Origin of the sequence: Yoonia sp. (genome assembly GCF_017854565.1) — a bacterium.
In the GTDB taxonomy this organism is placed as follows: Bacteria; Pseudomonadota; Alphaproteobacteria; order Rhodobacterales; family Rhodobacteraceae; genus Yoonia.
This window is the reverse complement of record NZ_JAFMHJ010000066.1, coordinates 1-9785: the sequence shown is the minus strand read 5'-3', so window position 1 is coordinate 9785 and position 9785 is coordinate 1. Positions and strand designations below refer to the sequence as shown.

Genomic DNA, 9785 nt, shown 5'->3' with positions numbered 1-9785 from the left:
CACCGCTGACACCGGATTCGCGATCGTCACGCTGTCAGCGGGACCCGTCGGGCGCTGTCCGTAGCCAAAACCTAACCCACCAATACGCGTCAGATCGCTGTTGTAGACCAAATCGCCCCCCGGGCCAAAGCCGAACTCGGGTAAATCATCCCCGGCCGTCCCAAATGACAGCTGCGAGGCCGGCACGAAATGCACACTGTTGCCGACAGGCGCCAAGGTGCCCGACGCGCTATAGGCCTGCATCTCGGGCAGGAACTGCACCTCACTGACCGCCACCGACGTGCCTCTGGTGTTCATCATCCGCAGCAACACGGCATCAGCCTCGGCCCTCAGCGCTTCCGCCTCGGCCCTCAGCGCTTCCGCCCGCGCCTGCTCAAGCCTGGCCTGCTGCGCAATCTTCAGGTTCATCATGTTTTCGTCAGCCATCTCGATAGCCCTTTTTAAAATGATGCGGGAAAACGAACGCAAAACGTGCCTTCGATCCGCTGATGGTGACTTTCCTATGCTAAAACCCACTTGGCGTCTCTCCGGAAGGGTACGTAAATGCCTAGGTAGCGCGCCGTCGTCGCGAAGGCCGTAGCCGCTGGTCAGACCTCTCCATCATCTTGCGGGTGTCGGTGACTGGCGCGTTTCATCGTTTGCGGGGGCCAAGCACTGCCGGGCCGCTGCGGCGTCCCTTCATTCCAAGGAACAGAGCGCACCATCAAACATCTGGGTGGGCCACGATACTAGGCTGCGGCTGGGGTATCCCGGTTTTGCCGGTTGGCGGCCAATGCGTCAAAGTAGAAATCAAGCATCGCATCCAGAGAATCCGGACTGCGCTGAAGGCGGCTGCGCAGTGCGGCACCCTCCCAGAAATCGACCAGCAGATCGGCCATATCGCGCAAATTACTATCGCCGGGGATGTCATGGCGCATGCGGGCTTCTTCCAGGCAAACTGCCACACGTGCGGCAATGGCCGCAAAGCACGCCGCGATCTTGTCGCGAAACACCTCGCTCACGCCGGTGCGTCTCGTGTTGCTTTATCGTTCATAAGCACTTCTGCGGTTGGGTCATCGCCGGGCCGAGTGTTCGGGGGGCCAGCCTAGCCTTTGGTCATTTCAATCATATGATCAATCACATTGCTATGCGCGTGTTGGGGGCTGAACATGATAATCTCGGCATCGGCGTCGACTTTCACATTATGGCCGGGCGGCCAATAGAAAAGGTCGTTGGCGCTGACGGTTTCATGCGCACCGTCGGCATCGGTCGTCGTCACTTGCCCTTTCAGGACAAAGCCCCAATGCGGCACTTGGCACTGGTTGCCTTCCAAGCCGTGAAACAGCGGTGTGGTGTCCACGCCCGCAGCGAGGGAAAAGTACTCGCCGCTCATCTTGCCCAGTCCGCTTGCCCAGTCCGGTCGCATCCCCGAAATTCTTGTGCTGACGGATAGTGGCACCTGGAATTTGCATCTTGATATCCACGTTTTCCTTGGCAATGCGCATGATAGCATCTCCCTTTGATTTGTGCCATTAGAACGATCGGTCTAATTTAGGCTGCGCTCCGGGTGCGGACCACGTCAATGGCGCTGTTCTTGCGACCGCTAAAGGCGCCGGCTTTGGCGGGGCCTTGGCCCATGCGGTGTCCACGACCGCTGCGCGGCGCAGGACGGGCCGCACGGACGGGCAGCGCCGCCCTTTGGTCGTGTCTCTTGGGTCGGGGCGGTTATGTGCCGCCGATCACGGTCAGGCCAAGCAGGCGCCAGACCTGCATACCGCCGCGATAGTAAAATATGCGTTCTGCGGGGTATCCGGCCTTGATCATGTTGCGGATCGCGGTGGGTGACTGGCCGCACCAGACGCCGTTGCAAAACAGCGCGACGGGTTTTGCCGCCGCGCAGTCCCAGCCGTCGAAATCCGGCTCGCAACCCAGCCGGGCCAGTTCGTCCACGACATAGGTGTAGGGAATGTTGATCGCGCCGGGGATTGTTCCGCCCGCGAACCAGTCACGGGTACGGCTGTCGACAACCACCGCCTCGGGGTCTTGCAGCATCGCGATCAGTTCCAGCTCGCCGATTGTGATCACCCCGTTCGCAGGGCTGTGCGGTTGGATGCAAAATTCGGGGCAGGGGCGGGATGTCATCGCCCATTCGCCGGTGAGCTCATGCGTGGTGTCTTGAGTTCGGTCGATCTCTACCGGGCCGTTTGCGGTTTGCACGGTGACTGTGGGCATGTCCTTGGTGATGCCGACCACATTTTCCGCCGTCGCGGTCCCTGCCACCAGCGTCAGGGCGATTGTCAAAGCAAGTTTTCTCATGGCTTCATCCTCCGGATTAAGTCGCGCTTTTGGGTCCAGTCTAGCAACTCAATGGCCATCCGTCACCGCAACATTCCCGATCTGATGATGGTCCAGCGCCGTCTCAGCGGTTTTCGGTCACCAGCAAAGACCCCACGCAGCATTCCGTCCGATCGGCAATTCGCCGGGTCTGGATGCCCCATCGGTCCGTTTGGCAGGGCGGTGGTCTGGCTTTGCCGGATGACACACGCCAGGTCCTTCCACGCCTGCGTGACCTCTCCTGAAATTTGGCGCACCGTGCCTCCCCGACAACGCCGGCCTTTTTGACGCAAATTCCAAATCAAATGCGAAATTCTTGAGTTAATTTGTCGCTTACTCTTGAGGTTTCGCGAATTTAACGCAAATTAGACCGAACCGAAAAACATCGGATAAGGAGCTCGCGTGTCCCTCTTTTTTATCGTTGCTTTACCGTTCTTTGGCGCGCTTTTACCGGGTTTGATGAACTCCGCTGGTCGGTCGGCAACCGCCGGCGTGACATTTGCCGTCTCATTGGCGGCTTTTATCGGCCTGCTCAGTAACCTGCCGACGGTGCTGGCCGGCGAGGTGGTGCTGGCGCGGGTTGACTGGATGCCATTGCTGGGGCTGAACTTTTCGTTGATGCTGGACGGGTTGGGCTTTTTCTTTGCGCTGCTGATACTTGGCATTGGCCTTTTGATCATCGCTTATGCGCGGCACTATCTTAGCCGCGATGACAATATGGGCCAGTTCTTCACGTATCTGCTGCTTTTCCAGGGCGCGATGGTGGGCATCGTCCTTAGCGACAACATATTGCTTTTGTTGGTGTTCTGGGAACTGACTTCACTATCCTCTTTCCTGCTGATCGGCTACTGGAAACACCTTCCCGAGGGGCGGCAGGGCGCGCGCATGGCCTTGACGGTGACGGGAGTGGGCGGGCTGGCGATGATCGGCGGCATGTTGATCCTAGGCCAGATCGCGGGCAGCTATGATCTCAGCGTCATCTTGCAGAACCGCGATCTTATTCAGGCCGATGCGCTTTACGTTCCGGCGCTGGTCCTGATCCTGCTGGGCTGCTTCACGAAATCCGCGCAGTTCCCGTTTCACTTCTGGTTGCCGCACGCGATGGCAGCCCCGACGCCGGTGTCGGCGTATCTGCACTCTGCCACGATGGTAAAGGCGGGTATTTTCCTGATGGCGCGGATGTGGCCGGTCCTGTCCGGCACGCCTGAATGGTTCATGATCGTCACCGCAACGGGGCTTGTGACGATGGTGTTGGGTGCCGTGATTGCGCTGTTCAAGCATGACCTGAAGGCGCTGCTGGCGTTCTCGACCGTCAGCCATCTGGGCTTGATCACGATGTTGCTGGGGACCGGGACCGCATTTGGCGCGATGGCCGCCGTGTTTCACATCCTCAATCACGCGACCTTCAAGGCGGCCCTGTTCATGTCCGCCGGGATCATTGATCACGAAACCCACACCCGCGACATTCGCCGTCTGGGCGGCTTGCGCAAACTGATGCCCATCACATTCGCGATTGCGACGATTGCAGCCTTGTCGATGGCGGGTATTCCGCTGCTCAATGGTTTCCTGTCCAAGGAAATGATGCTCGAAGAAGCAAATCAAACAGTGCTGTTCGCCTCTCCCTGGCTCGTGCCTGCGCTCGCGACCTTTGGGTCGCTGTTTTCTGCGGCCTACTGTTTCCGCCTCATCGGGCACGTGTTCCTTGGTCCTGTGCGCGATGATTACCCCGCCAAGCCGCATGATCCCGGTGTCGGGCTGTGGTTGCCGCCGGCGCTTCTTGTCGTGCTGGTGGTGATGATTGGTGTCGCGCCGTTTCTGGCAGAACCTTTTGTCAAACTGGTCACGGCGTCGGTGCTGGGCGATGCGGCTGATGTGCCCACCGCGTACTTCAAGATATGGCACGGGCTTGTGCCCGCGCTGTTCATGTCAATCATCGCGATCCTGGGCGGTCTGCTGATGGTGGCCTTCTTCAATCCCGCACTGCGCCAATGGGACGCGATGCCGCGCCCCGAGGCAAAGGTCATTTTCGAAGCCATCGTCGAGACGGCGGCGCGGGCCGCGCAGCGACTGATCCTGCCGTTGCATAATGGCGCATTCTCGCGCTATGCGGCCATTGGCATGATTGTGATCGTTGCGGCGGGTTATCACGCCTGGATCACCGGGACAGTTGCCGCCCCAACCCGCACGATGCAGCCCGCCGGGCCGGTGGCAATCGCCGGCTGGCTGATGCTGGTCGCCGCGACTGCGGGTATGGTGTTGATGCATCGCAACCGTCTGTTGTCGTTGATCCTGATCGGTATTGTCGGCCTGATGGTGTCGGTCGGATTTGTGTTCTTCAGTGCACCTGATCTGGCGATGACACAGTTCACCGTCGAAGTCGTGACGATCATCTTGCTGCTGCTTGCATTGAACTTCTTGCCAAACAAAACCCCAATCGAAAGCTCGGTGCTGCGCCGTGTCCGCGACACGGGTATCGCTGTTATCGGCGGTCTTGCGACCTTTGGGCTGGCGTATCATTATATGCTGCGTGATGCGGTCAGCACGCCGATCTCTGCGTTCCATCTGGCCAATTCCTACAAAGGTGGCGGCGGCACGAACGTCGTCAACGTGATCCTTGTCGATTTCCGTGGTTTTGACACATATGGCGAAATCATCGTGTTGGGCATTGCCGCAGTCTTGATTTACGCGCTGACCGAAACCTTGCTCAGCGGGCCGGTACGGGCGCGGCTTCTGAACCGCAAACCTGATCAGGCCCGCGCCGGCGATCAACACCCGATGATGATGGTGGTGCTGACGCGGGTCATCATGCCTGTCGTGTTGATGGTCGGTTTCTATATTTTCCTGCGGGGCCATAATGAACCGGGCGGCGGATTTATCGCAGGCCTGATCGTGTCGATCGCGGTGGTCATGCAATACATGGCCAGTGGTTTCGGCTGGGCCTCGGCGCGGTTGACATATCCCTACCACGGGGTGATCGGGGCCGGTGTCCTGATCGCGGGTCTGACGGGTATCGGATCGTGGTTCGTGGGCAAGCCGTTTCTGACTTCTGATTTCACCTATCTGCGCATCCCCCCGTTCTACAAGTTCGAGGTGGCGACGGCTGCGCTGTTCGACCTTGGCGTTTTTCTGGCCGTCGTGGGCGCCGTCATGTTGTCACTCGAAAGCTTCTCCCGTCTTGCGCGCCGCGCGCATGTCCCCGAAAGCCTGCATCCCATGGACATCGACCCATCACGCGATGATCCGCTGCCGAACGCCTTGGGCACTGTAAGGGAGGGCGTGTGACATGGAACTGCTTGTTGCATCCGCCATTGGGATCCTGACGTCCGGGGGGGGCTATCTTGTGTTGCGTTTGCGGACGTTCCCCGTGATTTTGGGCATCTCGTTGCTGACCTATGCGGTCAATGTGTTCCTGTTTGCCTCGGGCCGCTTGACCACCGGTGCGCCGCCCATTCTGCGCGACGGGGTCACGACCTATTCCGATCCGCTGCCGCAGGCGCTGGTCTTGACGGCCATCGTGATCTCTTTCGGAATGACCGCCGTGGTGGTGATGATCGGTCTTGGCGCCTTTCTTGGCTCTGACGATGACCATGTGGACGACCAGCCCGACAGCGAGAATGATCAGCCGGAGGGCACCCCATGAACCATTGGATCGCAGCCCCCATCATCCTGCCCGCGCTTGTCGCACCTTTCATCATCCTCGCGGCGCGTTACCACATCGGGATACAGCGTGTCTTCTCCGTGGTCAGCGTTCTGGCGCTGATCGCGGTTGCGGCCGGGTTGGCCTGGCAATCGGCCGACGGCACGATCACGCTCTACCAGATGGGCGACTGGGCCGCACCGTTTGGCATCGTGCTGGTCGGCGACCAGCTTTCCACCATGATGGTCTTGCTGACGGCGGTGCTGGCGCTGTTTGTGCTGCTCTATGCCATCGGCTCTGGCTGGGACGGCCGGGGGCGGCATTTCCATGCGCTGTTCCAGTTTCAGCTGATGGGGATCATGGGCGCGTTCCTGACGGGCGACCTTTTCAACCTGTTTGTCTTCTTCGAGGTGCTGCTGATCGCGTCATACGGCCTGATGATCCATGCGGGCGGCAACGCGCGGCTCAGGGCAGGGGTGCAGTACGTCCTGTTCAATCTCATCGGCTCCACGCTTTTCCTGTTCGCGCTGGGGTCGATCTACGCGGAAACCGGCACGCTCAACATGGCCGACCTCGCCAATCGCGTGGCGCTGATCGGTCCACACGAAACGGTGGGCATCCGGGTTGCCGCCGTCCTGTTGCTGCTGGTCTTCGCGATCAAAGCGGCGGTCGTGCCGCTGCATTTCTGGCTGCCGTCAAGCTATGCCGAGGCACCGGCACCTGTCGCTGCGCTGTTCGCGATCATGACCAAGGTCGGAGCCTATGCCATCATCCGCGTTTACACGATGATCTTTCCACCCGAATTGGCGGTTACCGCCGGCTTGCATGATCTATGGTTGTTGCCCGCCGCATTGGTATCTTTGGCCATCGGGATGATCGGCGTGCTTGCCGCCCGGAAACTTGACCGTCTCGTAGCGTTCTCGGTCATTGGCTCGATGGGTATGGTGATGGTGTCGATCTCGCTGTTTACGCCGGCAGGCATGGCTGCGGCACTGTATTACATCGTGCATTCGACACTGGCAGGCGCCATGCTGTTCTTGATCGCGGACCTTGTGCGCACCGGGCGGGCCAACCTCGACCTGACGCCGCAGCCGCCTGTTGCTGGCAATGCCCTGACGGCGGCCCTGTTCTTTACGGGCGCGATTGCGATGGCGGGTCTGCCGCCTCTGTCCGGCTTTCTGGGCAAGCTGCTGGTTCTCGATGCCGCGCGCGATTCTGATCTTGTGGTCTGGATCTGGGTCACCGTGCTCGGCGCGAGCTTGGTCAGCATTGTCGGTTTTGCCCGTGCGGGCAGCATCCTGTTCTGGAAGGCCCATGCCGTGGACGCGACCGATCAGACCAACATGATGCCGCGTCCTGCCGCCTTGTCGTATGTCGCCGTGTCCGGGCTGATCGCGCTCTTGGCGGCGCACACCGTCTTTGCGGGGCAGGTCCACGGCTACACCACAACCATGGCCGCGCGCCTGTTCGCACCGGCGCCCTATATCGCCACCGTTTTGGACACGCCCGGCAAGCTAAGCGACCTCAGGGGGGACCACTGAAATGGCACGCGCATTCCGCTGGCTTTTGCCGCACCCGTTCTTGACGCTCTTGCTGGCGATTGTCTGGACCTTGCTTCAAAACGATGTCTCTGCCGGGATGGTCGTGTTCGGCGTCATCCTTGGCATCATCATCCCACGTATGACGTCAATCTGGTGGCCTGACACGCCCCAAGGGTTCCACCTTGGCAAGATGACGACCTATAGCATCATGGTGATGTGGGATATTATGGTCGCGAACGTGCAGGTCGCATGGATTGTGCTGACCGTCCCCAATGCAAAGCTAAAACCGGCCTGGATTGTGGTCCCGCTTGAATTGCGCCAGCCAGAGGCGATCACCATGCTGGCCGGGACGATCACGCTGACGCCCGGCACCGTCTCTGCCGATTTGTCAGATCAGGGACACAGCTTGCTTGTGCATGTGCTGCACACCGATGATCCCGACGCCGTCCTGTCCGAAATCAAGACCCGCTATGAAAGCCGCCTCAAGGAGATATTCAAATGACAGCCGCAACGGAGTTGATGAATATTGCGTTGGTCGTCGCGTTTGCAGCGCTTGCGCTGGGGCAGATACTGGCGATGGTCCGGCTGGTGCTTGGTCCGACGTCTGGTGATCGTATTCTCGCGCTGGATACGATGGTGATCAATGCGATTGGGCTGGTGGTCGTGCTGGGCCTCCATCAAAAAGTGCAAATCTATTTTGAAGTGTCGTTGTTGATTGCGATGTTGGGCTTCATGTCCACGGTCGCGCTGGCGCGCTTTCTTCTGCGGGGGGATATCATAGAATGATCACCGAGATTATTGGAACATACCTCGTCGCGCTGTGTTTGCTGATTGGGTCAGGTTTTGTGCTGGTGGGTGTGGTCGGACTGTTAAAGTTCAACGATCCAATGACCCGCCTGCACGCGCCGACCAAAGTTGGAACCATTGGGATCGGTGCGCTGCTTCTGGCGTCCATCATTCACACATTCGTGCGGGGCGAACCGTCGGCCCACGAGCTGCTTATCATGGCGTTTCTTTTCGTGACGGCCCCGATATCGGCGCACTTCATCGCAAAGGTGCATATCCACAGTCGCTCATGCGTGGCACCACCCCCGCCGGCCCACGATGACACATGGGCGACGTTGAACGTGCCTGATGCCGATCGCGAAATCAAGGAATTCAAGCCGGAGTAAGTGCGTTTTACCCGCCGTTTGGCGGCCAGATGCGCAATCCCCGCCCGTTTCGCTGGATATGGCCATGCGTCCGTACGGTGTATGTACAGGTTCTGCACGCCATCTGTCCGGCAGATTTCGCCTTTCAGATGGTCTGAATGGCGCGCCCCTCAAGCAATTGGGCCAATATCGGGTTCGGAAATCGCCGGGTGATGGTGACGGCGAAAAAGGTTTCTGAGACACCGGGCAACCGCGCCGCTTCGACCAGATGACCAGAGTTCAGCTCGTCCTGCACCACGATGGGCGGCAAGACCGCCAACCCCACGCCTGCGCGTGCAAGAAGCCGCATCATGGCCATATCGTCGACCTCGGCAGCGATCTGGGGCCTGATGCCAGCCCGGTCGATCCATGCGTCAAAGCCAATCCGAATACCGGTGTCCGCAGTCGGAAGGATGATTGGCTGCGTGGCAAGTAGTTCACTCAAATCCATGTTATTATTCAGCATTTCCGGCGTACCGACAAGACTGACCGGCTGCTCGGACAGTCGGTGTGACACAAATGGCGTGACCGCATCACGCGCCGGGGCCTGATTGATCAGAACAACATCAAGGTTCAGCGCTTCAAGGGACTGCAAGAGATTTGCGCTGGTTCCAGAGCGTAAAATGACCTCGACATCCGTTCTGTTCAGAATAGGGCGTAGAAATTCCATCTGAAAATTGCGCGACAGTGTCGCAAGCGCACCAATGCGGATTGCCTGACGCGTCCGGCCCTTTTCCTGCAACGTCCCGATCAATTCGCGGCCTGCCGCAAAGATCGCATCCGCATGATCCAGCGCGATACGACCCGCCTCTGTCAGGACAAGCTGCCGACCCCGCCGCGCGAACAGCGCATGCCCCAGTTGCGCCTCTAACTGCTTGATCTGAAACGAAACCGCAGACTGCGACAGATTAAGTCGCGCCGCCGTCCGCGTCAGGTTGCCGTCATGTGCGACGGCCCAAAAGTAGCGCAGGTGATGATAATTGAATTCACTCATACATTTATAAAACAGAACGAATTGGAATAAATAATGAATTTTTATGCGTTTTAGGGGCTCTGTTGCACAAATTCTGTGAGGGATTCATCTAGTGAATCCAGTGTGGTAGC

At 59.2% G+C, this 9785-nt stretch carries 11 protein-coding genes; 6 read left to right on the top strand and 5 right to left on the bottom strand.

What is annotated here, in order from left to right; translation table 11 throughout:
• From QZ196_RS16250 to QZ196_RS16235, 4 genes are all read right to left on the bottom strand, one after another.
• A partial coding sequence (locus QZ196_RS16250; RefSeq protein ID WP_296428311.1) for a hypothetical protein occupies nt 1–426 on the bottom strand: 426 nt, incomplete at its 3' end.
• 302 nt (nt 427–728) lie between these two features.
• Complete coding sequence (locus QZ196_RS16245; protein WP_296428309.1) at nt 729–1001, bottom strand: TetR family transcriptional regulator C-terminal domain-containing protein; 273 nt, start codon at nt 999–1001, stop codon at nt 729–731.
• A gap of 83 nt (nt 1002–1084) precedes the next feature.
• Nucleotides 1085–1405, bottom strand: coding sequence for a hypothetical protein (locus QZ196_RS16240; RefSeq protein WP_296428307.1), 321 nt, complete (start codon nt 1403–1405; stop codon nt 1085–1087).
• A 299-nt stretch (nt 1406–1704) separates the two neighbouring features.
• Complete coding sequence (locus tag QZ196_RS16235) at nt 1705–2295, bottom strand: rhodanese-like domain-containing protein (RefSeq protein WP_296428305.1); 591 nt, start codon at nt 2293–2295, stop codon at nt 1705–1707.
• Between the two features lie 420 nt (nt 2296–2715).
• On the opposite strand from QZ196_RS16235, the gene QZ196_RS16230 reads away from it, so the two are divergent.
• The 6 genes from QZ196_RS16230 to QZ196_RS16205 are packed head-to-tail and all read left to right on the top strand — an operon-like array spanning nt 2716 to nt 8663.
• On the top strand, nt 2716–5595 hold the full coding sequence (locus QZ196_RS16230; RefSeq protein WP_296428303.1) for a monovalent cation/H+ antiporter subunit A: 2880 nt from the start codon (nt 2716–2718) through the stop codon (nt 5593–5595).
• A 1-nt stretch (nt 5596) separates the two neighbouring features.
• Nucleotides 5597–5953, top strand: a complete 357-nt coding sequence (locus tag QZ196_RS16225; protein ID WP_296428301.1) for a Na+/H+ antiporter subunit C — start codon at nt 5597–5599, stop codon at nt 5951–5953.
• The gene (locus QZ196_RS16220) at nt 5950–7491 is read left to right on the top strand and encodes a monovalent cation/H+ antiporter subunit D (RefSeq protein ID WP_296428299.1); all 1542 of its coding nucleotides are present in this window, start codon (nt 5950–5952) and stop codon (nt 7489–7491) included. Before QZ196_RS16225 ends, QZ196_RS16220 begins: the two co-directional genes overlap by 4 nt.
• Nucleotide 7492: 1 nt before the next feature.
• Nucleotides 7493–7993, top strand: coding sequence for a Na+/H+ antiporter subunit E (locus tag QZ196_RS16215; protein ID WP_296428297.1), 501 nt, complete (start codon nt 7493–7495; stop codon nt 7991–7993).
• Nucleotides 7990–8277, top strand: coding sequence for a K+/H+ antiporter subunit F (locus QZ196_RS16210; protein WP_296428295.1), 288 nt, complete (start codon nt 7990–7992; stop codon nt 8275–8277). Before QZ196_RS16215 ends, QZ196_RS16210 begins: the two co-directional genes overlap by 4 nt.
• Nucleotides 8274–8663 carry a Na+/H+ antiporter subunit G gene (locus QZ196_RS16205; protein WP_296428293.1) on the top strand — a complete coding sequence of 130 codons (390 nt, stop codon included), beginning with the start codon at nt 8274–8276 and terminating at the stop codon, nt 8661–8663. The genes QZ196_RS16210 and QZ196_RS16205 overlap by 4 nt, the downstream gene beginning before the upstream one ends.
• Nucleotides 8664–8787: 124 nt before the next feature.
• Here QZ196_RS16205 and QZ196_RS16200 read toward each other — a convergent pair whose 3' ends face one another.
• Complete coding sequence (locus tag QZ196_RS16200; protein WP_296428291.1) at nt 8788–9675, bottom strand: LysR family transcriptional regulator; 888 nt, start codon at nt 9673–9675, stop codon at nt 8788–8790.
• Between the last annotated feature and the right edge of the window lie 110 nt (nt 9676–9785).

Bases quoted from the DNA above. Each gene is read 5' to 3' on its own strand.
- QZ196_RS16240 (WP_296428307.1), bottom strand. From the start codon at position 1,405: ATGCGACCGGACTGGGCAAGCGGACTGGGCAAGATGAGCGGCGAGTAC.
- QZ196_RS16220 (WP_296428299.1), top strand. From the start codon at position 5,950: ATGAACCATTGGATCGCAGCCCCCATCATCCTGCCCGCGCTTGTCGCA.
- QZ196_RS16200 (WP_296428291.1), bottom strand. From the start codon at position 9,675: ATGAGTGAATTCAATTATCATCACCTGCGCTACTTTTGGGCCGTCGCA.
- QZ196_RS16205 (WP_296428293.1), top strand. From the start codon at position 8,274: ATGATCACCGAGATTATTGGAACATACCTCGTCGCGCTGTGTTTGCTG.
- QZ196_RS16215 (WP_296428297.1), top strand. From the start codon at position 7,493: ATGGCACGCGCATTCCGCTGGCTTTTGCCGCACCCGTTCTTGACGCTC.
- QZ196_RS16225 (WP_296428301.1), top strand. From the start codon at position 5,597: ATGGAACTGCTTGTTGCATCCGCCATTGGGATCCTGACGTCCGGGGGG.
- QZ196_RS16210 (WP_296428295.1), top strand. From the start codon at position 7,990: ATGACAGCCGCAACGGAGTTGATGAATATTGCGTTGGTCGTCGCGTTT.
- QZ196_RS16235 (WP_296428305.1), bottom strand. From the start codon at position 2,295: ATGAGAAAACTTGCTTTGACAATCGCCCTGACGCTGGTGGCAGGGACC.